Annotated in this window: 22 protein-coding genes; 14 read left to right on the top strand and 8 right to left on the bottom strand. The window is 47.3% G+C overall.

The window, feature by feature from the left end; all coding sequences use genetic code 11:
• Positions 1–2: 2 nt before the first annotated feature.
• Together ACPD8L_RS01875 and ACPD8L_RS01880 are read right to left on the bottom strand one after the other, a co-directional pair.
• Positions 3–1,169 carry a DNA cytosine methyltransferase gene (locus ACPD8L_RS01875; protein WP_423941573.1) on the bottom strand — a complete coding sequence of 389 codons (1,167 nt, stop codon included), beginning with the start codon at positions 1,167–1,169 and terminating at the stop codon, positions 3–5.
• A gap of 332 nt (positions 1,170–1,501) precedes the next feature.
• Positions 1,502–1,981 carry a helix-turn-helix domain-containing protein gene (locus ACPD8L_RS01880; RefSeq protein WP_423941576.1) on the bottom strand — a complete coding sequence of 160 codons (480 nt, stop codon included), beginning with the start codon at positions 1,979–1,981 and terminating at the stop codon, positions 1,502–1,504.
• Positions 1,982–2,770: 789 nt separating this feature from the next.
• Here ACPD8L_RS01880 and ACPD8L_RS01885 point away from each other — a divergent pair.
• From ACPD8L_RS01885 to ACPD8L_RS01895, 3 genes are read left to right on the top strand one after another with little or no spacing between them, the layout of a single operon-like run.
• Entirely contained in the window at positions 2,771–5,779 is a 3,009-nt protein-coding gene (locus ACPD8L_RS01885) for a SusC/RagA family TonB-linked outer membrane protein (RefSeq protein ID WP_423941578.1), read from the top strand.
• A gap of 10 nt (positions 5,780–5,789) precedes the next feature.
• Positions 5,790–7,280 carry a RagB/SusD family nutrient uptake outer membrane protein gene (locus ACPD8L_RS01890; protein WP_423941581.1) on the top strand — a complete coding sequence of 497 codons (1,491 nt, stop codon included), beginning with the start codon at positions 5,790–5,792 and terminating at the stop codon, positions 7,278–7,280.
• Positions 7,281–7,300: 20 nt separating this feature from the next.
• Complete coding sequence (locus ACPD8L_RS01895) at positions 7,301–10,288, top strand: amidohydrolase family protein (RefSeq protein WP_423941584.1); 2,988 nt, start codon at positions 7,301–7,303, stop codon at positions 10,286–10,288.
• Between the two features lie 68 nt (positions 10,289–10,356).
• Here ACPD8L_RS01895 and ACPD8L_RS01900 read toward each other — a convergent pair whose 3' ends face one another.
• From ACPD8L_RS01900 to ACPD8L_RS01920, 5 genes are all read right to left on the bottom strand, one after another.
• The gene (locus tag ACPD8L_RS01900) at positions 10,357–11,418 is read right to left on the bottom strand and encodes a hypothetical protein (RefSeq protein ID WP_129655973.1); all 1,062 of its coding nucleotides are present in this window, start codon (positions 11,416–11,418) and stop codon (positions 10,357–10,359) included.
• A gap of 61 nt (positions 11,419–11,479) precedes the next feature.
• Positions 11,480–11,770: a DUF6520 family protein gene (locus ACPD8L_RS01905; protein ID WP_129655974.1), complete on the bottom strand. Its 291-nt coding sequence runs from the start codon at positions 11,768–11,770 to the stop codon at positions 11,480–11,482.
• An 85-nt stretch (positions 11,771–11,855) separates the two neighbouring features.
• Positions 11,856–12,299, bottom strand: a complete 444-nt coding sequence (locus ACPD8L_RS01910) for a MauE/DoxX family redox-associated membrane protein (RefSeq protein WP_242502202.1) — start codon at positions 12,297–12,299, stop codon at positions 11,856–11,858.
• Positions 12,300–12,382: 83 nt separating this feature from the next.
• Entirely contained in the window at positions 12,383–13,345 is a 963-nt protein-coding gene (locus ACPD8L_RS01915) for a helix-turn-helix domain-containing protein (RefSeq protein ID WP_129655976.1), read from the bottom strand.
• A gap of 50 nt (positions 13,346–13,395) precedes the next feature.
• A complete protein-coding gene (locus ACPD8L_RS01920) occupies positions 13,396–13,767 on the bottom strand; it encodes a DUF7793 family protein (RefSeq protein ID WP_129655977.1) in 372 nt (123 codons plus the stop codon).
• Between the two features lie 387 nt (positions 13,768–14,154).
• Here ACPD8L_RS01920 and ACPD8L_RS01925 point away from each other — a divergent pair, with 387 nt between their 5' ends.
• From ACPD8L_RS01925 to ACPD8L_RS01955, 7 genes are all read left to right on the top strand, one after another.
• A complete protein-coding gene (locus ACPD8L_RS01925) occupies positions 14,155–14,994 on the top strand; it encodes an RteC domain-containing protein (RefSeq protein ID WP_129655978.1) in 840 nt (279 codons plus the stop codon).
• Between the two features lie 275 nt (positions 14,995–15,269).
• Entirely contained in the window at positions 15,270–15,557 is a 288-nt protein-coding gene (locus ACPD8L_RS01930; protein WP_129655979.1) for a helix-turn-helix domain-containing protein, read from the top strand.
• The gene (locus ACPD8L_RS01935) at positions 15,554–16,192 is read left to right on the top strand and encodes a hypothetical protein (RefSeq protein WP_129655980.1); all 639 of its coding nucleotides are present in this window, start codon (positions 15,554–15,556) and stop codon (positions 16,190–16,192) included. The genes ACPD8L_RS01930 and ACPD8L_RS01935 overlap by 4 nt, the downstream gene beginning before the upstream one ends.
• Complete coding sequence (locus ACPD8L_RS01940) at positions 16,176–16,880, top strand: ATPase (protein WP_423941591.1); 705 nt, start codon at positions 16,176–16,178, stop codon at positions 16,878–16,880. Before ACPD8L_RS01935 ends, ACPD8L_RS01940 begins: the two co-directional genes overlap by 17 nt.
• A gap of 12 nt (positions 16,881–16,892) precedes the next feature.
• On the top strand, positions 16,893–18,005 hold the full coding sequence (locus ACPD8L_RS01945) for a hypothetical protein (protein WP_423941593.1): 1,113 nt from the start codon (positions 16,893–16,895) through the stop codon (positions 18,003–18,005).
• 123 nt (positions 18,006–18,128) lie between these two features.
• Complete coding sequence (locus ACPD8L_RS01950) at positions 18,129–19,109, top strand: SMEK domain-containing protein (protein ID WP_423941595.1); 981 nt, start codon at positions 18,129–18,131, stop codon at positions 19,107–19,109.
• Positions 19,110–19,169: 60 nt separating this feature from the next.
• Entirely contained in the window at positions 19,170–20,102 is a 933-nt protein-coding gene (locus ACPD8L_RS01955) for a hypothetical protein (RefSeq protein WP_423941597.1), read from the top strand.
• A gap of 217 nt (positions 20,103–20,319) precedes the next feature.
• Here ACPD8L_RS01955 and ACPD8L_RS01960 read toward each other — a convergent pair whose 3' ends face one another.
• Complete coding sequence (locus tag ACPD8L_RS01960) at positions 20,320–20,940, bottom strand: N-acetylmuramoyl-L-alanine amidase family protein (RefSeq protein WP_423941598.1); 621 nt, start codon at positions 20,938–20,940, stop codon at positions 20,320–20,322.
• A 190-nt stretch (positions 20,941–21,130) separates the two neighbouring features.
• Here ACPD8L_RS01960 and ACPD8L_RS01965 point away from each other — a divergent pair, with 190 nt between their 5' ends.
• From ACPD8L_RS01965 to ACPD8L_RS01980, 4 genes are read left to right on the top strand one after another with little or no spacing between them, the layout of a single operon-like run.
• A complete protein-coding gene (locus ACPD8L_RS01965; protein ID WP_129655986.1) occupies positions 21,131–21,424 on the top strand; it encodes a hypothetical protein in 294 nt (97 codons plus the stop codon).
• 31 nt (positions 21,425–21,455) lie between these two features.
• Positions 21,456–21,746 (top strand): hypothetical protein, encoded by a 291-nt coding sequence (locus ACPD8L_RS01970; protein ID WP_423941600.1) that lies wholly within the window; start codon positions 21,456–21,458, stop codon positions 21,744–21,746.
• Positions 21,721–24,156, top strand: coding sequence for a TraG family conjugative transposon ATPase (locus ACPD8L_RS01975; protein WP_423941602.1), 2,436 nt, complete (start codon positions 21,721–21,723; stop codon positions 24,154–24,156). The genes ACPD8L_RS01970 and ACPD8L_RS01975 overlap by 26 nt, the downstream gene beginning before the upstream one ends.
• The gene (locus ACPD8L_RS01980) at positions 24,153–24,737 is read left to right on the top strand and encodes a conjugal transfer protein (protein WP_423941603.1); all 585 of its coding nucleotides are present in this window, start codon (positions 24,153–24,155) and stop codon (positions 24,735–24,737) included. Before ACPD8L_RS01975 ends, ACPD8L_RS01980 begins: the two co-directional genes overlap by 4 nt.

Genomic DNA, 24,737 nt, shown 5'->3' on the forward strand with positions numbered 1-24,737 from the left:
TACTAACTCTTTAGCATTCTTTTTATGACCAAACCCCAGTTGTAGGCCAATAGCGGAGGAACCGCATCTCCTATCTGTTCATACTTGTCCTGAGTCTCATATATGTGCGGGCAAATAAAGGGCCCTCCTACAAACTCATAGGCATCTGGAAAACTCTGCAACCTTGCCACCTCTCTGACAGTCAAAGACCTATCCAATTTTGGATGCACCAATTCATCTAAACAATGGGATGTAACGGTTTTACTGACGTCATTTGATTTCAAGCGGTTGTTTCTTTGAATGAACCATTTTTTGGGAAGAATCCTTTTATTTTGCAAATCCTTGACCCTATCTTCATCAAATTTGAAGAAAAGGTCTTTTAAGTTTTCGCCCGGCTCAATAAGTTTAAACCTTTCAATTGTGGATTCTCTATGGTTGGGCGGGATGTGATAACTCAGTTTTTGGGTTTGACCATTTCCTAGTTTCCAAAACTGATTATTCTTCAGCAACTTGGTATAATCATTATCGCTTTTACCGTATTTGGTTTTATTTGACTTTTCATTTGCTTTTACTCTTGGCAATCCGACAAAAGCATCATTTACAGTTACAATACCATTATGTTTTGCCCTAGGGACAAACAATTCCAAATTTTCATCTTTGGTAGCAATTATGAAAAATCTTTCTCTCCTTTGAGGAATACCAAAATCATCGGCTCGTAATGTTGTTTGCAAATAATATTTATATCCATTTGCCGAAAGCTCATCAAGAAGGTCATCAATTATCAGCCTTTTTCCTCCTTTTTCAACTTTCTTACTTTTTATACCTATTACATTTTCAAAGAGAATAACCTTTGCGTTTACTATATTGGCAATCCTTATTGCTTCTGAATATAATTGCTGTCTGTGATCATAAAAGCTTCTTGATTTAGACCCAGCGGTACTAAACGTTTCACAAGGCATTCCAGAAGTAACTATGTCAATTCCTCCAGAAAACTTATCCTTTAAGTCTTCAACAGTTACATCCCGAATATCCTTATGGACCATGTGCACTTCCGGATGATTGTGAGAATAAGTTTCTACACAGCTTTCTACTTTTTCAATTGCAACAAGAGTTTTAATTCCGGCCGCTTTAAACCCTGTGCATATACCACCTGGGCCTGAGAAGCAGTCAATATGAGTTATTTCTTTCACCTATGTGTATTTTAATTGCCAAAATAATAGATATCACCAGTATTCCTCAAAACCAATGATTATTCTTTTCCAGAATTTGTAAACAAAAAACACATCATTTCTGGGCTGAATTTATAGTCCTTTATAATCTCAAATATTTGTTTAGTCGGACTTTGTTAGACCATATTTGTATTTTAGTTTTTATTTATTTCTAAATGAGTTCATTATCTGGTTAGATCTAACGGTCTAAGGTATGAAACGTTTGGATTTTTGCTATGCAATAGATTCTCATTGTAAAAAATTGCAGGAAAGAAATTAATGTATGGAGATAAAACCTAACAAGAAATTTACCCTTATTTTTCGCGATAATTGTTGCGATTATTTTTTTTAACAATTATCAGTGAACCATTATTTACTAGTCTTCTCAAAATTGCTGAAACATTGGAAGATGTAGATACAATTCCAAAATCAACTTTTAGCTTTTCTACTATTTCACCTGTATATCTTGGAGTTTTAAAAAAGCCAGCATTGATATATTCATTTAGTCTTGGAGTTAGTCTGGGCTTTTCTTTTCTCGTTGAAGAAAGTTCAAACCGTGGTTTAGTTCCTAAATTAAAATCCAATATTTCTTTAGGAAGAATGTTAATAGCGAGACATATTTCGATGAAATAAGACAAAGAAGTTTCTTCACCAGACTCTACATCTGAAATTTTTTTATAGGTAAACCCAGTCATCTCAACAACATCTTCAATTTGTAGTTTTTGACTTTCTCTTTGTTTTTTTAAACGTTTACCTATTGATTTAAGGGCACTTGTTTTCTTATATCTCGACATAAGTCAAAGTGAGCAATAGATTAAAAGACAAAAAATTACTTATAATATAATTTTGTCTTTAAAATTGAATTGTCTATGTTTGGCATTAGAAATATATTTGCGATTCTTCGTATAAAACATTTGAAGCAATCGCTTTGAATCTCTCGCTAGAAAACTGGTAATTTTTGCACTAGAGATGATAAGTGGATTGGCTCACGACCCGGGCGTGGGCTCTCTTATCAGTGCAAGGTATACCAGTACCGCTAGCGGGTAAGTTGAGTTCCACGCCTTTTTTTGGGTGATTAGATATTTTTCAACTTTCTTCTCAGCGTTTGATTTCTTTATTTTTTCGAGGTTTCGCCCAACCAGAGGGTTATGGGAAACACTTGGCAACTTTTTCACGTAGGGTTCACACCATGTTCCTGTCCTATTTTTGGGACATCACATTCGGTGTTCGATATCCTGTTCCGTAAAAAGCCCAAAAACCCAATTTGAAAGACCCATTGACTATAGTTTTGGGATGCACAAAAGCCTTATTTCCGGTCAACGAAATCCAATTGTCCCATAACTGACGACAGCCATTACGGGGTATCCGGCCCCAGTACATATCCATAGTCATTTCCAACTAGGAACCCCATTTCCAACGGCCCACGCCACTTGGACCGGGAACCCTATGTCCGAACCTTGGCCTAGGTAAGTTACAATTTTACAGTGACTTGCAGGCAGCGACCATAAAAACCCCGGACAGGATGAAAGATGTCCAGGAAAATCCAATTAAGACCAACGCTTTAATCAAATGAACCCAACATTATGAAGAAATCAACAAAACGCACATATAGGACACCATTGTTCCTGCTCCTATACCTATTATCAATGCCCCTTTCCGCAGCGGAACCCACCGCGCACAAACCCATCGAACCGCCACAATCCATGGTCCATGGAAAGGTCACCGATACCGGGGGACAGCCCTTGGCAGGGGTAAACATCAAGGTGGGATCCACAAACCAAGGGACCATTTCCGAACTGGACGGCTCCTTCACTGTCCAAGCCACCCCGAGCGATACACTGGTCCTTACCATGGTGGGCCTTAAACCCCTTACCATTCCCATTGCGGGCAGGGATGGAATCATCGTCCAAATGGAAGAGCAGGTGACCCAACTCGGTGAGGTGGTCCTCAACGCAGGCTACTACACGGTCTCCGAGCGGGAACGCACGGGCAGTATCGAAAAACTGACCTCCGCTGACATCGAGAAACAGCCCATTTCAAACCCACTTGCCGCCCTTCAGGGACGCATGCCCGGGGTCTATGTACAACAGAGCACGGGACTTCCCGGAGGGGACTTCAAGATACGCATTCGCGGCACCAACAGCCTGCGCCCCAATGGGAATGAGCCCCTGTACATCATCGACGGCGTGCCCTTTCCATCCACCTCCATCACAGATTCCCGAGTGGGCTCGGCAAGCGTCAACTCAAGTCCCTTGAACAACATCAACCCCATGGACATCGCCAGTATGGAAATCCTCAAGGATGCCGATGCCACGGCCATCTATGGTTCACGGGGCGCCAATGGCGTGGTGCTGATCACCACAAAAAAGGGCAGCACTGGAAAGCTGAGCTTCAATGTGCACATGCAGACGGGAACCGCACGTATCGCCCATAAGATGGACCTACTGGACACCCAACAATACCTACAGATGCGCGAGGAGGCCTTTGCCAACGACAACGGTGTGCCCACATCGGTGAACGCCCCCGACCTCACCGTCTGGGACCGGGACCGTTATACCGACTGGCAGGACGAGCTACTCGGCGGTACGGCCCACATGAACAATGTCCAATTGTCCGCCTCCGGGGGCAATGCTCAGACCACCTTTCGGTTGGCGGGCGGTTTCCGAAACGAGACCACCATACTACCGGGAAGCTTCGGGGTCAAAAAGATCAACGGCTCATTGAACCTGAACCATAGGTCCCTTGATGGCAGGTTCAATGCCACGGTCACGGCAAACTTTGTCCACGACCGATCCGACATGCTCTCCGGCCTGCTCCTGTTCCCTGCACTCAAGCTGGCCCCCAATGCCCCGGAACCATACGATGAGAACGGAGACCTTAATTGGGCGGACAATACCTGGAGCAATCCCCTGGCAGAGCTGGAAAAGAAATACAAGAGCAGCACCGCGAACCTGATCACCAATGCCCACATCGCCTATCGGCCCCTTCCCGGACTGGAACTCAGTTCCGCCCTGGGCTACAACACCCTTTCCGCACGGGAATCCCAATATACCCCCCATGCCTCCATACGGCCGTCCTATAGGGCCTTCACTCCAAGATCGGCCAACCGGAACACAAGTACCGTGGACACCTGGATATGGGAACCACAAATCACATACGAAACGGCATTGGGAAAGTTCCGACTGACCACCATGGCAGGGGCCACCCTCCAAAAGACCACCGCCCAGCGGTACGTGGTCAATGCCAAGGGCTTCAACAGCGATGCCCTTATGGAAAACTTCCAAGCGGCCACCACCTTCCAAATTTATGAGGACAGTGGGACCGAATACAAATACCAAGCAATTTTTGCCCGGGTCAACCTGAGCATTGATGGCACCTACTTTTTCAATCTCACCGGGAGACGGGACGGATCTTCTCGTTTTGGACCGGGCAGACAGTACGGAAACTTTGGGGCCCTTGGCGCCGCTTGGATCTTCACCAATGAAAGGATCTTTCGCAACGGCACCGTACTGAGTTTTGGAAAGCTCAGGGGAAGTTATGGCACCACGGGCAACGATCAAATCGGGAACTACCAATACCTCAACCTTTGGAGCCCCGTTTCACAGCCCTACCAGAACATAAGCGGGCTTGCCCCATCCCGGTTGTACAACCCCAATTTTGGATGGGAGACCAACACCAAATTGGAAGCCGCACTCGATCTGGGATTTTTTAACGATCGGCTCATGCTGAGCACCGGTTATTTCCAAAACAGGTCCAGTGACCAGCTTGTGGGACTGCCCTTGCCCGGGACCACAGGGTTTACCTCCGTGCAGGCCAACCTGCCCGCCACCGTGGAAAATACGGGGTGGGAATTCCAGTTGACCACCAAGAACGTGGAAACGGACATCTTTCAATGGAACACCTCCCTGAACCTGTCCATCTTACGGAACAGGTTGTTGGAATACCCCGACCTGGAGAATTCGCCTTATGCCTCCACCTACGTCATCGGGGAGCCCCTGAGCGTGTCTAGCGGTTACAGGTACACCGGCGTAGATCCAACAACGGGAGTCTACGAATTCGAGGATGTCAACGGCGACGGTTTCCTTTCCTTTCCCGATGATGTCCAGGTTCTCGGGGACCTATCGGTCGATTTCTTCGGGGGCGTCCAAAACACATTTCAATGGGGCGGCCTAGGCCTTGAATTCCTGGTCCAAGGCGCCAAACAGACGGGCACCAGCGCCGCGTTAACTTTTGACCCACCTGGATTTCTGTCCAACCAGCCCATTGAGGTGCTGGACCGATGGCAGGAACAAGGGGATATGGCCAATGTCCAAAGGTATGCCTCCACCTACAATGCGGCCGCCTTTACCTATTACGACCTCCTTGTGAGCGACTATCCGCTGGTCGATGCTTCCTTCCTCAGGTTGCGCAATGTTTCCCTTTCCTACGATATCCCGCTCCCGAGCAGAGCTAAAATTGGGGTACGCTGTTACCTGCAAGGCCAAAACTTGGTGACCATCACCAATTATAAGGGGCTTGACCCGGAAAACCCAGGGGCCAACCAAATCCCCAACCTCAAACAGTACACCCTGGGACTTCAATTGAACTTTTAATCCTTTGACCATGAAAACATTCAAAAAAACATCGACTACCACATATAAACTTCCTTTTTCTTCCCTACGGAAAAAAAAGTGTACCGAAAGGGTGCCCCCCATACCGGGAGCTTTATCAAAACGATCCTTGATACCCACACTGTTGCTGATTTCCAGTCACCTGTTCCTTTGTACCTCCTGTGAATCCGTGGCCGTGGACGAACCGAACCATCTGTTGTCGGACCAAGCCGTTTTTCAGGATGGGGCCACCGCGGAATCCGCACTGATCGGCATCTACGGCGAGATCATGGGCGGAACCTCCTTTGCCAGTGGCGGCAGGCAGAGCATCACCTATCTCTGCGGACTATCGGCCGACACCTTTACCAATTATTCCTTCCGAGCCGATGAAAACCAATTTTACGCCAATGCCCTCAATGCGGCCAACGCAACATTGGGACAGGACCTGTGGAACCAAGGGTACAACCATATCTATGCCGCGAACAGTGTCCTGGAAGGATTGGCCGGTTCCACCGCCATCCCAACGGACACCGGACAACGATTGGAAGGGGAGGCCAAATTTATAAGGGCCTTCTGTAATTTCCACCTCGTCAACCTCTTCGGGGACATTCCCTTGGTGGCCAGCACGGACTATGCATTCAACAGCACCATCACCCGGAGCACCACCGAGGAGATATATCAACAGATCTTGGCCGATCTACGGGATGCAAAAAACTACCTGCCCAGGGACTATGCCCCTTATTCAGGGCAGCGGACAAGACCGACACGTTATGCAGCCTCGGCCATGTTGGCACGTACCTTCCTTTTTTTGGAAGAATGGACCTTGGCCGAAAGGGAGGCCTCCGAACTTATAGCGAGATCTGATGTATTTTCCCTAGAGGGCAATTTGGACGATGTCTTTCTATCCGACAGTCAAGAGGCCATCTGGCAACTGGCGCCCGTATTGCCTACCCTTGATACCTGGGAGGGCAATAATTTTATCCTGACCGCCACGCCACCAACAGGGATTACCTTGGCGGACCATTTTCTGGAAGGTTTTGAAGTGGACGACGCCAGACTGCTCCAATGGACGGGCCAAATCACCGGTAGCAATGCATCATACCAATACTCCTTTAAATACAAGTTGAAATCAGGTGGCGGGGGAAGTGAACACTCCATGATCCTGCGACTGGCGGAGCAATATTTGATACGCGCTGAGGCCCGGGCCCGACTGGGAAACCTTTCCGGTGCCATGGCGGACCTGAACACCGTACGCGAGCGTGCCGGGCTTTCCGACATCCAAGGAAACGACCAAAACAGTGTGATCGATGCACTGATAAGGGAAAGACACCATGAACTCTTCGCGGAATGGGGGCACCGATGGTTGGACCTTAAGCGGACAGATAGGGCGGGAGCGGTCTTGGGACCCATAAAACCGGATTGGCAGCAGACCGATGTCTTATTTCCCATTCCCCAAAAGGAAATCCAAGCCAATCCCAATCTGGTACAAAACCCAGGTTACTGAACCCCATGATGGACAAGCATATGAAAACGATACACACACTGATACTACTTTTGGGAGTTCTGAACGTCAATTGTGCACCGACAGATTCCATAAATCCCACAGACGATGGCCTGCCACTAAAGGCCGAACGTTCATTTACCATCCACACCGATCAGGGGACCTGTATGGATTTGGACATTTCACCCAACGGAAGGCAATTGGTGTTCACACTGTTGGGCAATATTTTCACCATGTCCACCACAGGGGGCAAGGCAGTGCAACTGACCAAGGGAATGTCGTGGGACAGGCACCCCAAATGGTCCCCGGACGGAAAGAAATTGGCCTATCTGAGCGATGGTACTGGAACCGAGAACATTTGGATCATGGACGCCGATGGTTCCCATAATAGGGCCATTTCCCAAGAGGGACTGAATGCCTTTGTCAACGGTTTCAGGTGGTCCGATATAGGAAACAAGATTGAGGCCAATGGCCATGTCCATGACCTGAAAGGACACAAAGAACCCATGGCAAGGAACAACCTTCACGCCGTGGATTCGATTGTGAAGCACTTGGAACTTCCCTATAGCAAGGCCATTCTGTCCCCGGACGGTCAATGGTTGGCCCATATCAACCTAAAAGTATGGAACCAGCGCAAGGATGGGGACAACCATCTCAAATTACGGAACCTAAGGACCGGTGAGGAGCGTTGCTTGGTATGCCCCATAGACCAGTGGCGGGAAAACTGGGAGCAGTTCACCTTCTCTAAGGACTCAAGGTCCTTGTGGATTGGATACGGGGGAAAGGTCCACAAGATCGATATCGATACGGACGAGGATACCATCATGCCCTTCACCGCGGACATCCAGGTTGAAATGGGACCTTCCCTATACCATGCCTTCTCCATGGATGACAAGGTGCCAGAGGTCTCCTACTTGGAGAGTGGTCACTTGTCCCCGGATGGCATAAACTATGTCTTCAGTGCACTTTCCCAATTGTACACAATGCAATTGCCCCATGGAAAACCCAAGGTATTGGTGGAACAATCCACAGGCCAGTTCGCACCCCGGTATTCCCCTGATGGTTCCAAGATAGCCTATGTCACCTATGAAAGGGATACCATCGGGAACCTTTGGGTGGTTTCCGCGGATGGGGGCGTGCCCAAAAAACTGACCGCTACACCAGGCTATTACCAACATCCGGTATGGTCACCAAATGGCAAATGGATATCCGTTGTCAAGGCCCATGAACCACATACATGGAAAAATGCACTTTCCAATCTGGGCAACCTTTTATTGATCTCAAGTGACGGTAAAACCAGTAAGCACGTACAGGATAGTGTGGAAATAGATGATTCCGGAGGGTTTGCACCCAGTGGAAAAGAACTGGTCCTGTTGACCCGGCCAAGGAAATCAAAATATAAGAAACTGCAAAAGAAGCATTTGGAAACCGGAAAGACCACGACCTTGGCCTTGGTGGATCGCTACGCCAAAGAAGTTTCCCTTTCTCCCGATGGAAGACATGTACTTTACCGTATCGGCAACAGCATCTATCTGACCGATATCACAGTTCACCGGGAATCGACCCCCATATTGAGCCATGGTCCCAATATGGGCCAGATCATAACGATCAACCCCGTACAAGGGGGACATACGGCAGATTGGACGAAAGATGGCAAGGGCCTTTACTACATATCCAATTCCAATATACTGGAAGTTTCCTTGGCAGCGATAACATTGACGTTGCAGGACCCATCCTGCCGAAAAAGCAGGAATGTGGTTCCCACCGATACCTTGGCACACATAACGCTCCCCTTCAAAGAACAGAAGGGCGAGGGCGTACTGGCCTTGACAGGGGCAAAGATCATCACCATGGGCCCAAAGGGGGTCATTGGCAAAGGAACCCTGGTGATCGAGGGAAAACGCATCAGGGACATTGGTCATGCGGGAGAAATCCCCATTCCCGAAGATGCCCGGATAATGGATGTGACGGGTAGAACCATAGTTCCGGGCCTTATCGATATGCACGCCCATAACCTTTTGCCTGATCTTTATTTCCCAAAACAATGGTGGTCCTTGAAGGAAAACCTGAACTTTGGTGTGACCACCGCCAGAGATCCTTCCTGTACCTTTAACAATTTAGGGTATGTCCAATTGATCGAATCCGGCAAGTTGATAGGTCCCAGGTCCTTTGGTGCCATTGCCCACGCTTCCGACCAATTCCGAATAGATACCCAAGAGGATGCCCGGTTTTTGGCCCGTGCCGAAAAGGCGCATGGAGCCCTGTTCCTAAAGGTACATGACGAATATTCCCGAAGGCAAAGACAATATATGGCCATTGCCGCAAAAGAGGAGGGCTTGAACATTACGGGACATACCGCTTCGATAAACCTTCATGGCATATATAATCTATCGATGATCTTGGACGGTTATACCGGACGGGAACATATCACTGGCAATGGCCGATTGTACAATGATGTAGCGGAGCTTTCCAAAATCGCAAAGATCTGGCATACCCCGACCCTTATCAATTCATCGGGCAAATTTGCCGAGATACAACATCGCTACAGATCGCATCTGAACTACCCGCCCATCAAATCTTTGGATCATGTGCCGGATAGTACATTGAAAAAAGCCAGTACCAATACAAACTTGATGCACAAGGAATCGAGGGGAATGTACTATGCCCGGAATTTTGCCAATCTCATCAAAAAAGGTGTGCGCATCACGGCCGGTTCGCATGGGGATTATCCCGGGATACAGTTGCATTGGGAAATATGGCTCCTACAGCAAGGTGGACTTTCACCCTATGAGGCACTCTCCATGGCCACTGTCCATGCCGCTGAGGGCCTTGGGCTTCAAAATGACCTGGGCTCCCTTGAAAAGGGAAAAATAGCGGACCTGTTGATCTTGGAGAAAGACCCTATGCAGGACATCAAGAATACCCTGACGATCCAAACCACGATAAAGAACGGGGTTGTCCATAAACCCGAGCAAGGGCCAATGAAAAAGGGCCGAGAGAATCAAAGATAAGTATTTGATTTAGCTAAATACCTGTCCGGTGCATTCACTGTAATGCTACTGGGCGGGTATGAATCAATTTAGGGTCTTAGGCGATACGTGACCAAATGATCTTGGTAGAGCACGAACACCGTTTGTCCAACAACTTGAAAATAGCGCAGTTCCCGACCCTGATATTTCGGGAGATAGAAACTATGGCGATACGTTCCGTCTTTTGTACGGTAAACGTCAACAACTGAATTGTTACCGAACACCTCCCACGTTTCATTGTCCGATCTTATAGAAGAGTTGATATAAAGGTCGGGGCCAAAGACACAGCTTCCCCTATTGACCTTGGTGGGAATTTTTCCAAAGGTCCTTTCCCTGCCCGAATTGATTTCCACCAATTCCAGTTGGGCCTTGGAAACGGTATCTATCGTACGGGACATATAGCGTTCCCGAAGAAGGGTATCCAAACTGATGATCTGGTTCCTATAATAGAAAACATACAACAGTTGTTCAAAAGCCCTATCATAAAGAAGCATACCGTCACAACAGAAAATGCCATCCACCTGTTTTGGCAAGGTGTAGGAGGGAAGGGTGTCCCCCTGTGCATTTCTTGGGATAAGTTGGGTTTTTCCCCTTACCGCGTCCAATGTCCTGAACACGGTCAAGTGCTTTGAAATCCCATGGAAACCGTCAAAAGAAAAATTGTCATATCCGCTGACATCAACGGTATCGGAAAACAAATTTCCCTTTAGCACCATACCCGCAGGTCCATCGCTCATGTATACTATAGGTGAGTCAATATTCACTCTCAGCCGGTCTACATCGAACCTTTTGTTTTCTGTTGAAACGTTAAGTTTTAAATTAAAATGGACCGTATCCCTCAATTCGGTATCCGTCATCAACAGATGTGCCGGAGCTTCCCTATGGCCCAAAAATAGGTGATGATCGGTATTTCCGGCGATATAATAGCCTTCAAACTTCAAATCCAAGATATTGGACCTAGTAAGTACAGGACGTGAATCTCCATATTCCCGTTCAAAACCGTTCTTGGTGGAATCAACCGTTCTAGACTGAAGAAATAAGATCAAAGGCAGTGATGCCCCGACCAGAAAACTTACCGTAAGAAACAACAATTGTTTTGTATAGGTCTTCATATCAAATAGGCTTTGGTAGATAAAAGAATAGGCCCCAAGATATGGGGCCTAGAATCGCTGATCATGGATCCCTCCGTAATGGGGTCGTACAATCCGCATCATAGATTTGATGTAGGCCGGATTGTCCCGGAACGGGCATTATGCACAAATTAGTAAGTGTAACAGGATTGCAGGCAACCTGCATCTGGCCACAGGGCTGGTTCGGGATCTTGTAATACCCGATCTGTGACATTTCCTCCGTATCGAAAGTGGCCATCTGGGATTCCCCGACCCTTGCGGGTTGGGCCACAAATGCACTTCCGACGGCAAATACGATGACAGCAAGCGCTATCGTTAAACGTGACTTTTTCATATTATGAATACTAATAGGTTACCCCTACTCTTTTTATCAGGTTTTCGGGTTCCCCTGATCCTATCGCGCAATAAAATATCGTTGTCTACTTGAATCTTATCTTTTTGGGTCGGTCGGTACTGAGCAAAATGGAAAACAGTGCCGCCAGGACAAAGAACATATTGAAAATGAGATGCTCCTTCCATCCAAGACTTTCCAGGACCCCGCCACAGGAACAGGGGATATGGTCGCTGAAGTTCAGCAGCAATGTGATATAGGTGGTGAACATTACCATCAGTGCAAAACTCCCATACAGAGCCATTGTCCTGAAGCCTTCAACCAACAAGAGCAGGGCAAGCGCATATTCCACAACCGGTACCAACCAGGCCACCCAAACCACATGTTCTTCCAATATGGGCGATTGCCCCAACTGCACCTTGAACCCATGGAAATCCATCACCTTACTGGTCGCCGCATATATGAACAGCACAACAAACAGAAGACTGACGGTCTCCACAATAGTGTTTGTATATTTTTCTATCCATTTCATGCCAACCGTAATTCTTTGGTTTACAGCGACAAAGTTACATAGGCCCATGGCTCTATGAGGGATTATTTGGGCTCTGGGAAGGATTATTTTGAGAGCATCCTGAGTTCAGTGGGACTATATCCATACCGTTTTCTGAACTCCCTGGCCAAATGGTTGCCCTTTTTGAACCCGACCATCTTGGCAATGGCACTGATGGTCCTATTGGAGTGTTCGATCAGAATATGAGCTTTTCTCAGCCGTTCGTTTTTTTGAAATTGAAAGACGGTCATTCCGTAGAGTTCCTTGAACCCTTTTTTGAACTTGAATTCATTGGTGCCACAGATAAGGGCCAGTACTTTTATAGGGGGTAGGGGCCTGTCCAGATTGTCCATGATGTACTGTTCGGCGGTCCTCAAGTTCTCAACATCCATGATATGGAGGATAGCGGTCTCCTTTTTTGTTGTCTTAGGCAAGAGTTTATGGCTCCTCAATTTGCGCTCAATGTTATTTTTCAGACGCTTTTCATGTACCCCTTTGTTCTGTACCATATCAAAGCAGGTCACGATGATCCTCCGTTTTTCCCCATTGGCCTTAGGGAAACAAATGATGTGGCAGTGGGTAGGTAGGGTAAGACCCGAAGGAGTTGCAAAGTCCAAGGACACGGTCATCTCCCAAATGGAATGGCTCTGGGACACCTTGATCACCTTGCTCCAGCCCTTCTGCGAGTCCGGGGACAAAAGCGCCGTAAAAGGGAGACCGGCCAGTTCGCCAATCGGATGATCCAACATCTCCACGACCGTATCGTTCGTTCGCTGTATTCGGCCCGAACCATCGAGTTCAAAGAACATTTGCACAATGTGCCTATAGGAATCATGTATGTTCACGAACCCTTGGTGCATAAAGGCATCCTTGATTTCCTCTGTGGCACTGTTGACCAAGAAAGTCAATGCCTCCAAAACATCATTCTTATCGGATCGTTCGATTTGGTAAGAGAAGTTCCCGTTGGCTATCTTCAGCAATTGGGCATATATCCTGTCGAGTCTTTCTTTGTTTTCCGGTCGGTCCATATGTTCTCTATTTGTTTTGGTCCCATGGTCTGGTGATCCTCAATTCCGGTTCAGCCATCGTGCAAAAGGAATTGCTCCGCTTCGTGCAGGTCCGCAAAGATGCTGACCGGGACAGTGGGCATTTTTGACATGATGAATTTGGAGAAGGCCCGTTCCAATGGCGTGGTGGCCACAAGGGCCAGGACCTCGACAAGTTCCGTCCCTTCACTTGCCAAATACCGCCATGCATCCTTCTCCACATGCTTAAGGCCTTTTAAACTGCACAGGATGGGACTGGGTTTTCCTTGCTGCAGACGTATCCGGCTGGCCACGACCGTTTTTGCCCCGGGAAGGTCGATATGTGCATGCTCTTTCCAAATGAAGAAGAGTATTCCGTTCTTCAACCACATTGTCGCAATCTCTGTTTCCACATGCCGTTCCATCCGTTTTTTTTTTCAAACGGGGATTAAATTACTGATTTTTCAATTTCACATTAATAGGAAAAATCCTAATATTTAACAGAATCAGCTCTAAAATGGAAAAAAATGTATCTGATAGGGATTATTTTGTAGACCAACAGCACCTTTTAAAGCTTATACTGTTGATTTTGATTAGTTTGAATCCGTAACATTTGAATGGTTATGAGGTGAAAAGCTAAGGTTTGGTGTCAAAAAATGGTTCCATTTGAATCGGATCGGTAATTGCCAGTTGTTCACCAAAGAAAAAAAAAAAAAAATGGACAAGTTTTTTCCAACAGGTGCAGACCGCCCCTTTGTCCATCCGTCCAAAGTCACAAGTGGTACCTTGGATATGTATTAAAGATCATGGACATGAAATATCAGAAACTGCTATCGGAATTTGAGGGTCAATTGGATCATCTGGAAAGTGGGAACGGGGATGTACTGTTCAAGGCGGAGAAGGGGATCGCACTGGTGGAGAAGAGTATCCGGAAACTCCAAAAACAGATCACGGGCAAGACGTTTGCCACCCAGGCCGATGAGATCTATTTCTTCAAGCACGTGAAGCCCCAGATTTTCAGCAAGCTGATCTATTATGTCAAACTCTTCAATATCGAGAGCAAGCGGCCAAGGGGAAACAATGCCGCCCAGATCAAATACTTACAGCACCAGATCGACAAGTTCCAGACCTTTTTCAATGACAACCTGGAATTTTACAACTATTATCGACGCGGGGCCATGTCCCTTGACGATCGGTATTTTGTGCGCGGCAACCGAGATCTACGGCTTCCGCTAGAATCCTTCCACTTTTTGATCGATGACCAGTTCTCCACCTGCCAGGATGGGACCGTGGCCACCATTATGGCCTATGACATGCTCATCGTCTACCTTAGAAAGGAAGTGGATGACTTGACCAATACGTTGGAACCCCAAAAAAACATACCTATGGAAAAACCTTCAAAACTGTTCTGGACCGGGAGCAAGACCGATTTGATCGAACTCTTGTACGCACTTCACTCCAGTGGTTCCATCAATAGCGGAACCGTTGACATCAAGGAAATGGCCTCACATTTTGAGCATTTTTACAATGTGGACCTTGGCAACTACTACCACACCTTTATCGATATCAGGTCGCGGAAAAGTAGTCGGACAAGGTTTCTTGACAAGCTCATCGAAATGCTCAACCGGCGCATGGAATCCCTGGATGAATGAGGCTTTTATTTTTCCCAAGTTGGTACCAACTTGGGAATTTTGGTTTTCGGCCAATTTTGATGCGATATTTTTGGATTTTATCAAAATTTTGAACCCCGCATAAGGCCAAACAAACCCAAAGCAGCATAAATTAAATTTTAAAAAAATCGTTCCCAAGTTGGTACCAACTTGGGAATTTTTTCCAAAAAGACTCTTCAGTTTTGTGGCAAGAACCCGGATGGCGGACCCAAAGAACAAACCGATTGGGTCCACCCCATCCATTAAACCACATTACTATGGGAGCAACGATCATTACCACGGAGGACCTTATGGAGTTCAAGGACGAACTCCTCAAGGAATTCAAGAACCTGATGGTGGAACACACCCATCCCCGGCCCAAGACCTGGCTACGTTCCAGCGATGTACTGGAGCGGTTGGAGATCAGCCATGGCACCTTACAGAACCTTCGTAACAAGAACATCATTCCAAGCTATAAGGTGGAGGGCATCCTTTACTATGATGCCCTCGAGATCGATCAGATCATCTTGGAGAACAGGGTCCAATTGATGGATGGGAGCCTATGAACTATATCAAACATCTCAATGCAGTGCTTGTGGAAATCCATGGGGACGATCGGTTGGCCCCCGGCCATGTCAGCCTTTACCTGGCCCTTTTCTTCTATTGGAACTTGCACCGCTTTCCAGAACAGTTCCCGGTCAACCGGAAAGAGCTTATGAGAATGGCCAAGATGGGTTCCAAGTCCACCTACCATCGATTGTTGCGGAATCTGGACGATTGGGGATACCTGGCCTATTCGCCCTCTAACAGCCCATCACGGCCCAGTACGGTCAAGCTGTCCAAAAATTGGGACGACAGCGGTACACTTTTGGAACGGACCCGTACCATTTTTGGGGCCTACCGTCCCATATCCGTACCGGTTACCATATATAAGAAAACATACCAAACAAGCAAACGCTCTACGGGAGCCAAGCCTAAAAGCCAACTGGAAGTCCTCGATTTTTTTAAGGAAAAAGAATACAGGCTTGAAGAGGCCTTCAAATTTTTCAACCATTACCAGGCCATAGGTTGGAAAGTGGGCGGTAAGGTGCCCATTGTGGATTGGAAAGCAGCGGCGGACAATTGGATGCTGAAGGCAAAAGAACTGAAGTCGGATCACTTGATGGTCAAAACAAAGAAAGACTATGGCGAACCCCTCTAAGATAACCGAAGGCGGTGTGGTCTATTCCCTTGGCCACTTTGACGGGAAACAGGTCCGGTACGACTTTTCCAAGGTGCTGACCTACCTGGACGCCAAGGGCAAACTGCTCTTTGGACGGAAATTCCAAATCCATCCAGAGGACAGGGAAGTGTTGCTAAAGCTCTGCAACTATATGGTCCGGGACCATGCCAGTTGTCGCAAACAAGGCATCGATCCCAACAAAGGCATTCTTTTGTCAGGACCAGTGGGCTGTGGCAAGACCAGTCTCATGAAACTGATCCGGTTCATCACCCCGCACTACCGGCCCTATGAGATCATCCCGGCCCGAAACGTCGTATTTGGGTACAACCATATCGGGCATCGGATCATCGAGGACTACGGCAATGGCAATTTCTACTGCTTTGACGATATCGGGGTGGAACCCATGGGTCGGCACTTTGGCAAGGATTGCAATGTAATGGGGGAGATCCTGCTCTCCCGGTACGATCTCTTTTTGGAATCGGGCCTCCGCACCCACGGGACCACCAACCTGAACGCCCAGGAACTGGAGGAGCGCTATGGCAAACGGGTGCGGAGCCGTATGCGCGAACTGTTCAACCTTATCGCCTTTGACCAGAATGCCCGGGATAAAAGGGGACACCCTCCCAAGGGAGAAGGCCCTGTCAAGGAAAAACAAAGAAAACGCTAAACATCAAAAAAAATGAAGATAGCCACATTAAACATCCAGAACCTGTTCCACAGGGACCTATCGTTCTTAAAACAAAATGCCTCCAAAAACCTCCAAGATTGGATGGAGGAGTTCCAACACTTGTTGCGAAACCCTAAAAAGGAGGAGCATGAGCTGAACCGGATGAGGGAACTCGCCTTTTTGATGGGTTTCAGTCCGCAGACGACCGAACCCTTTTTGACCCTTCGAAGGAAAGGAGGGCATCTTTATGTAAAGCCCTTGGGGAGTGAACGCCAGAGCAAGGCCACCGAACGGGTCGGTTGGAACGGTTGGGTGGAACTTAGGAGCTATCCCTTGGATGAAGGGCGCCGCCAGCCCAAGGTGGAGTGTATTGCCCAGGCCGCACCGGATATCCTGGTGCTCCAAGAAGTAGAGGATAGACCCTCCCTTTCCGATTTCAATAGGGAATATCTGGGCCCAAAATTGGGCGGGGCCTTCGATCAGTGGCTCTTCGCCGAAGGGAATGACCCCAGGGGGCTTGGCCATGCCATATTGGCCCGTAACGGTTATCGGATCACAGGTTTCCAAACCCACGCCCACGAACGGGATGCGACCGATGGTGACCTGTTCGGAATGGATTGCCCGGAATTCACGATTGTGACCCCGAACGGGACGGAGATCACCATCATCAGTGCCCGTTTCCAAGGGGATGGCCTTTCCACGGATTTCCATGCCAAACGAAAGGAACAGGCCCAAAGGGTGCACTGGTACTGTAATCGTTTGAAAGCTGAGGGCAAGGATAAGATCGTTGTTTGCGGATATTTGGGAGAAGTGGCCTATGGGGATGCGCTTAGGCCGTTGTTGGGCGGCAAGTGGATGCGGGACATTCCCCAGCATCTGGATTTTGATGCTGCCATGGGAAAGGGTCCGAAGGATTTGGTGGGAGGGGAGCCGTATAAGGGATGGTCGGCCAAGCACGATTATCTGTTGAGTTCCCCGGCACTATATGGAGCGATGCAACGATGTGGGGTACAAGTCCCTCTTCCGCAAAAGGGCCAAAAAGGAATCACATCCCTTTTCTCGAATCCAAAAGGCTACTCAGATAATATGGCGCATCCCATGCTATGGGCGGAGTTTGACGTATGATTTCTGGGAATTCAATTATATTTGGTGATAAGGGAGTACCCATGGAATAGAAAGACCGCTGGAACCAACGTGATGTCGTTCTGCCTTCATAGAATTTCCAAGTCTCTTAAAAATTGTCTGGCAATGCTTACTAGAGGACATATCATAGGTAAATTGATTGATGACCTAGCTGTTTTACAGTCTCAAATCCAATTAAGGTGTCAAATAGGATTGACAGATTTAAATAAATTCAGTGAGGATTTTATCAAGGAAGTCCTAAATATCACTTTTGATATTCAATTGAAGAATCTCAATGAGGGAAGGAGCAATGAACCGGGGCTGGACTTGGGGGATTTGAAAAGTAAGATGGCATTTCAGGTAACTTCGACCGCCAAATCCGATAAAATCAATGATACCTTGCAGCGTATCACCGAAATACAATGTGACCAATATGATGAAATACGGATATTTATTCTGGGTAAAAAACAGAATTCCTATGTTGCGGTCAAACAGGACTTGATGGACAAATGTAATTTTCAGTTGGATGCCATCATGGACATTGCTGACTTGGGTAAATACCTGATTGCGTTGGATTATGAAAGACTTTACAGTTTGCACAAGCTGTTTGAAAGTGAGTTTCAGATTGTGCTTACTGAATTTGAAATCCCTAATAATGAAGGGGTATACCCGACTTCATTGTTTGATAAATTGGAAATTGCCCCGACCACCTTTTGTGAGAACGCCAAGGGTTTTTTCAAGATGTTTCCAGAGGGAGGGTATTCCTTGGAGGATTTGGAAGTCTCTTTTAAAAAACTCGGACAGCTCCCCAGGATCACCAGGGAGTTGCTTGAAATAATGATTTCAATAGGCTCCGATGGACCCTTTGACAATTACCTTGTAGATTATCAAGAACTGAAAAGAAAATTGAGGATACCAGAGCAGGAGTTAAAAGAGGAAATAGGCATTTTGATGCGAAAGGGATTTGCCTATGATCCCGAAGGGCCTGATCCTGAAATCAGTTTGAAATTGGATACTGTGACCACGGATATCGTTTATTTCGCATTGGAAAGGGATTGTTTGGGAAAAATCCTTGTATCCATGGACTTTACGCTATTGGATGGATAACGGCACCCAAGATCAAGTGGACAAGGACCTAGTGATACCATTGCATGTAAAATCGATTATATGAAAAAGACCATACTTAAGATCACAGGTGTAGGACATGTTCCATCCTCGTTGGATGGTATTGATATCAAATTTTTTTATGATGTCGTAACAATAACAAAGGAAGGAAGAAAAAAGCCAGTGGAGCATAAGATTCCACATGTGGTCCATGTTATTATTTCTGGGACACTGGCCGCAGACTGGGGGTTTGCCATTTGGAGGCCCTCGGAAGAATATGAAGATTTGGCACCCTTGCTTATGCCATATGCCATCGAACACGTAAAAGAAAAATATGACTTGGGCGACTTAAAGGAAAGCGAGGTGGTCAAATTGATCCATGGACCGTCTGCACCTGAATTTGATATGGATGAATTTCCTAAGGTGGTTGGTTATGAAGAAACCTTGGCAGAGAACACAATATCTGTTGATTCCGGTGACCAACACACTTCCCATACCTTGCTTGCAGACACGATTATCAGTACAAGGGACCATATCAATGTATTGGTCCGTGACAGGACCGGTATGCAGTTATTGGAATTGGAACAAGAACAAAATCTCAAAGACCTTTATAGGTCACCTAAGACTAAGGAAGAATTTTGGTATGGGATGGCAGCTCTAGCAAATCTTGCGGGAAAGATCAATAAGGAATGTGTCTTGGCCATGATGGGATTGCCCAAAAAGGAGATTGGACCCATCAAACAATTGGAAGTCTTCCTCAGTACACTTGTTACGAACCCGGATGAGATTATCATTCCCCTTAAGAGCATAAACCACATACGTCAAGGATATCCCATCCATACGGATAAGGTGGATAACTATATTGAAACCTTAAATTCTTTTGGGTTGGAATATCCCTTGACGAATTATCCAATATCTTGGACAATCATCCTGAATGAATATGCTGTGGCACTCAATAAGTTGTTTGATGTCCTCAAAGCACATATCAAGCGATGACAATACTCCTTCCGACAGGGATGTATTGGAAAAAAGGAATGATTTCCTTTCATGAATCCCCCGTTTAATTGATTTCGTTAGGTTTTTGGCATATTGTGAGCCATATGGTCCGTTGTATCATGGGTTTCTTCGAAAAAGACGTTTGCTTTCCGCACAAAGAAAAAGGAAGGATTCTTTAATGATTTCCTTTAGGACTTGGCCAAGCTGCTTGAGCACTTCAATCATGGTACAGAGTCTTTGTCAGGGATTGTAGAATGGCCAATGCGATTGCCGTTCTGCTTTCCGTTTTTCGTGTATGCTCCGCCTCAATACTATTGGATATGAAACCGGTTTCCAAAAGGAGGGAAGGGAAATGCCCATGGGTCTCCCGTAGTACTTGGAAGTTGGCCCGTTTCAATCCACGGTCAACGATTCCAAGAGAAGTACCAAAACGGTCCGCGATCGCAGCGGCCAATTCCTGGGCCATCGGATCCACCGATCGGTCAGCAACAAATATCTCAAATCCCTGTGCCTTGTCATTTGGAGCCTGGTTGCAGTGGATGGATACAAAGGCGTCCGCCATAAGGATCTTGGCCAATCGGCTCCGGTCCCCCAAGGATATCAAGGTATCCTTATAACGGGTCAGATATATTTCCAAGCTGTCCTGGAACAAGGTATGGTTCAAGCGGAGACATTCCGTGGCTATCCCCATGACCACTTCTTTTTCCAAGATTCCATTCGTTCCAACGGCCCCGGAATCAACCCCTCCATGACCGGGATCGATGACCACTATGGGTTTTTGTGCCATGGCCATGGAGAGGGACAAAAGCAATGGGATCAAGATGATGCTTCGTTTCATATTATTATGTTTCGGATTGAACAATTTCCAGTGAATCTTTTCTTTAGATGAGAATACATCAAAAATTAACAGTTTTAAGTGTTAAAAAATATGATTGTTAAAGTGATTGTATAAAATCGTTGGAGATTCCATATCGTAAATCAAACATTCATCAATAACCGGCCCTGATCAGGCCAAAAGTCGAACAGTCATGAAAAACCAAAAAAGAGCATTGTTGCTATGGGCCTGCCTATTGGCATCCCTGCCCATCTACCCCCAGATCGGGGGCATCGAGGATTCCGTCAACGATATCTCGGACACCATCCGTACCATCTTTCCCATCATTCTTGGGGTTATCTTCCTTATCGGTTTCCTGTTCAATGCAGGCCATTTCTTCGGGGAGAACGCCGATCTCAAAAAAGGGATCACCCGTGTCCTGGTCTTTGTCCTTATCGCTGGGGCGGTCGTGGGCATATTTACCTATCTCATCGGTATTGTGGTCTAATCGTAAAAGAGCCTGTTTTTATCCTCTTGCTATGAAACCGTATAAAATCCACCGCCATATCCGCAGTCGTGCCCTGATATTTGGGCTGCCCGTGGCCTTTTTTGCCCTCCAGATGCTTTCCGTCATCGGCTCCTTGATGGCGGTCATCTTCTCCTTTGACCTAAGATTGCTCTTTGGGGCGATGTTGGGCAATGGCATCCTCTACGGTCTCCTCCTCAAATTGGTCCAACGACCGGAATTGTTACGAACGGGAAATGTATTTCCCCATATGATCTCCAACAAAAAAATCACCTTAAATGAAGCATATGATGAACTTCCATGAACGATATCCCATCGTGGATGTGGACCAAAACCGGATCATGGCCAACAATGGGAACCTGGCCTATGCCTACCGTCTGGAACTTCCCGAGATACATTCCCTCTCGGAGAAAGACTTCGAGGACTTCCATGGGCTCTGGTTCCAGGCACTCAAATCCCTGCCCGCGGGCACCCTGGTCCACAAACAGGACATTTATAAAAAAATAGCCTTTGATGCCAAGGACTTACATGGAGATTCCTTTTTGGCCAAAGCTACCGCCAAGCATTTTCAGGGCCGGGAACATCTCTCCCATGAATCCCTGCTCTTCTTTGTTTGGCCCAAGAACAAAACGGTCAACAGTTCAAGCTTTTCCAATCCCTTTGCCCATATCCCCAAAAAGCTGCCCGAGACACTTGGGGAAAAAGCAGAGGAGTTTGGCAAAGCGGTACGGGATGCCGTGATGTTCCTGAACAATGGTCCCCATCTATCGCTCCAGCCCTTCAATCAGGCATCCGTCATCCAATATACCGATGACTATTTCAACGGGTTCAACAAGGGATTTGATACCGATATGGTGCTTGACAAGGACAAGGTCCAAATAGGGGGGCACTGGTTCGGGGCCATGGCCGTGAACAATGAGACCTGTTTCGGGGATGTGGTAAAGACAAGTCGGCCCAATGAGAAATACACGGCCGACGGGTTCCTGTTCCACCAGGGTTTTATCGATGGCCTTGGCCTGACCTTTCCGGGGAACCATATCGTCAACCAGATCATCCATCTCGATGACCGGCATAAATGGCGGAAACTGTTGGAGAAACGTCTGGAGGAGCTTTCCAAGAGCAGCAATTTCGGTTCCCAGAACAAAGTGCTGTACGACAGGGTCTCGGACACCTTGGATACAATAAACCAAGACGATTCTTCCCGGATCATACGAGGCCAGTTGAACACAATCTTTTGGTCAAAAGAAGAAAAGGAACTGGATGCCACCGTCTCGGAACTTGTGGCGCGGTTCAAGGAACTGGATATCCGACCCTATTGTCCCGAAGGCCTGGCCCGAATCCATTACCTGCTCAACAGCTATCCCCTGTTCTCCTCCAATTTTTCGGACAGTGACCTGTATGTGGCCGACCTGAAACATGCCCTCTGCCTGATGGTCAATGTGACCAACTACCGCTCCGATAATGAAGGGGTACTTTTCAACGACCGTTTGAACAACATCCCGGTCCGAAAGGATGTATGGGACGAGGGGAAAAAGCGCATCAAGGCCCGGAACTTTGCCATTTTTGCACCTACCGGAGAGGGTAAATCCTTTTTGGCCAACAACATCCTGCGACAATATTTTGAACAAGGGGTCCGTTTGGTGATCATCGACCTAGGGGGAAGTTATGCCAAGTTCGCCCAGCTCTATCCCAATCAACATACCACCCTGAAATACGAACAAGGGAAAAATCTCGGTATCAACCCCTTTTATAAAACCCCTGGCGAAGGTATCGCCCCGGAGTGGCTGGAGGACCTGACCGTCTTTTTGATGGAACTCTATGGTTCCCATCAAAAAGTGAACAAGGCCCAGGAAGTGGCGTTAAAGAAAATCCTGCGCAGTTACTATGGAAAGATCAAGCATGACCATAGTCTGGACGGGCTGTATACCTTTATCGAGGAAAACCGGGAATCCCTGTTGGGGGAACTGGGCATCGACCGGAGCTATTTTAACCTGACCCATTTTCTGCATATCCTTTCCGAATATGTGGGGGACGGCCTCTACAGCTTCCTGTTCAAGGTCGGGGAAGACCAATCCCATCGCTTGGAGGACAAACGCCTTATCGTCATTGAACTGGACGAGGTCAGGGACAACCGGGAGGTGCTCTCGGTGATGCTCAAGCTCATCAAATCGGCCATCCAAAGGACCATCTGGCGCAACCGTTCGGAGCGGGGGATCATCCTTTTCGATGAGTTTGCCAAGCAGCTCAAGTTCGACAACGTGCTGGAGAGTGTGGAGTTCTATTATCAGGCCATCCGCAAGCAGAACGGTGCCATCGGCATTGTTCTACAGTCCATAAACCAATTGCCCGAAAACCATGCTTCGGCCACCATCTTGGAGAATACCCAGGTCATTTACAGCCTGCGCAACGAAAAAGGATATGAAGCCCTCAAACATCGGCTCAACCTGAGCGCCCATGACCTGGACCAACTCCGTTCCATCAAAAATGACCTGAAGGGTGAACGCAAGTACACGGAGATCTTTATCAAGATCGGTGCTGAGAGCAACATCTACCGATTGGAAGTGCCCCCGGAGGTCTATGCGGCCTACCTCACTGACGGCACCCAAAATAAAGCTATAATGGACCATTTTAAGGAAACCCAGGATATGGAGCAGGCCATCAAGGAATTTATCGCTACAACCAAAAGATCAACAATCCAAAATCAAAAGACATGAGGAAAAAAATCACCAAAACGCTCATCATCACCCTAGGCTTGGCCCTATACCTGCACGGACGTGCTGCGGCCCAGGGAATGCCCGTTTATGATAATACCAATTTTATTTCCCTCGGGAAACAACTCATCGAATCCGCCAAACAGACCGCGGAACTGTTGAAGATGGTGGACGAACTGAACGCTGTCCGGGAAAAGATCGAGAAGGTCAATAATGCCGTCAAGCAGTACCAGGCCGTTAGGGACATCACTCGCAACAACGAACAACTCTTTGAGATGGTCCGGGATGATCTTAGGGAAATTTTGAACTCTCCTTACATCCATGGCGATGAAGTGGAGACCATCTCGAATACCTTCAACGGTGTGATCGAACATTCCTTGGGCCAACTGGAATTTATGGACCAGGTTCTCAGCAGCGACGTTTTGAACATGACCGATGCGGAACGTCTGGAGATATTGAAGGCCCAACGGGAGGCATCCCAAGGGATGGTGGCCGATATCCAACTGAAGAAGCGGCGGTACGATAGGGTCATTTCCTTCCGGAAAATGCAGGCCCTTATCAAGGAGAGGAACCTGAACTATTAA

Origin of the sequence: Flagellimonas algicida (assembly GCF_049629585.1) — a bacterium.
In the GTDB taxonomy this organism is placed as follows: Bacteria; Bacteroidota; Bacteroidia; order Flavobacteriales; family Flavobacteriaceae; genus Flagellimonas.

Excerpts from the sequence above, each read along its gene's own strand:
- ACPD8L_RS01935 (WP_129655980.1), top strand. The coding sequence starts at position 15,554 with ATGAACTATATCAAACATCTCAATGCAGTGCTTGTGGAAATCCATGGG.
- ACPD8L_RS01975 (WP_423941602.1), top strand. The coding sequence starts at position 21,721 with ATGAAGCATATGATGAACTTCCATGAACGATATCCCATCGTGGATGTG.
- ACPD8L_RS01925 (WP_129655978.1), top strand. The coding sequence starts at position 14,155 with ATGAAATATCAGAAACTGCTATCGGAATTTGAGGGTCAATTGGATCAT.
- ACPD8L_RS01965 (WP_129655986.1), top strand. The coding sequence starts at position 21,131 with ATGAAAAACCAAAAAAGAGCATTGTTGCTATGGGCCTGCCTATTGGCA.
- ACPD8L_RS01895 (WP_423941584.1), top strand. The coding sequence starts at position 7,301 with ATGAAAACGATACACACACTGATACTACTTTTGGGAGTTCTGAACGTC.
- ACPD8L_RS01890 (WP_423941581.1), top strand. The coding sequence starts at position 5,790 with ATGAAAACATTCAAAAAAACATCGACTACCACATATAAACTTCCTTTT.
- ACPD8L_RS01970 (WP_423941600.1), top strand. The coding sequence starts at position 21,456 with ATGAAACCGTATAAAATCCACCGCCATATCCGCAGTCGTGCCCTGATA.
- ACPD8L_RS01945 (WP_423941593.1), top strand. The coding sequence starts at position 16,893 with ATGAAGATAGCCACATTAAACATCCAGAACCTGTTCCACAGGGACCTA.
- ACPD8L_RS01915 (WP_129655976.1), bottom strand. The coding sequence starts at position 13,345 with ATGGACCGACCGGAAAACAAAGAAAGACTCGACAGGATATATGCCCAA.
- ACPD8L_RS01910 (WP_242502202.1), bottom strand. The coding sequence starts at position 12,299 with ATGAAATGGATAGAAAAATATACAAACACTATTGTGGAGACCGTCAGT.
- ACPD8L_RS01885 (WP_423941578.1), top strand. The coding sequence starts at position 2,771 with ATGAAGAAATCAACAAAACGCACATATAGGACACCATTGTTCCTGCTC.
- ACPD8L_RS01900 (WP_129655973.1), bottom strand. The coding sequence starts at position 11,418 with ATGAAGACCTATACAAAACAATTGTTGTTTCTTACGGTAAGTTTTCTG.
- ACPD8L_RS01880 (WP_423941576.1), bottom strand. The coding sequence starts at position 1,981 with ATGTCGAGATATAAGAAAACAAGTGCCCTTAAATCAATAGGTAAACGT.
- ACPD8L_RS01905 (WP_129655974.1), bottom strand. The coding sequence starts at position 11,770 with ATGAAAAAGTCACGTTTAACGATAGCGCTTGCTGTCATCGTATTTGCC.
- ACPD8L_RS01930 (WP_129655979.1), top strand. The coding sequence starts at position 15,270 with ATGGGAGCAACGATCATTACCACGGAGGACCTTATGGAGTTCAAGGAC.
- ACPD8L_RS01950 (WP_423941595.1), top strand. The coding sequence starts at position 18,129 with ATGCTTACTAGAGGACATATCATAGGTAAATTGATTGATGACCTAGCT.
- ACPD8L_RS01960 (WP_423941598.1), bottom strand. The coding sequence starts at position 20,940 with ATGAAACGAAGCATCATCTTGATCCCATTGCTTTTGTCCCTCTCCATG.
- ACPD8L_RS01940 (WP_423941591.1), top strand. The coding sequence starts at position 16,176 with ATGGCGAACCCCTCTAAGATAACCGAAGGCGGTGTGGTCTATTCCCTT.
- ACPD8L_RS01980 (WP_423941603.1), top strand. The coding sequence starts at position 24,153 with ATGAGGAAAAAAATCACCAAAACGCTCATCATCACCCTAGGCTTGGCC.
- ACPD8L_RS01920 (WP_129655977.1), bottom strand. The coding sequence starts at position 13,767 with ATGGAACGGCATGTGGAAACAGAGATTGCGACAATGTGGTTGAAGAAC.
- ACPD8L_RS01955 (WP_423941597.1), top strand. The coding sequence starts at position 19,170 with ATGAAAAAGACCATACTTAAGATCACAGGTGTAGGACATGTTCCATCC.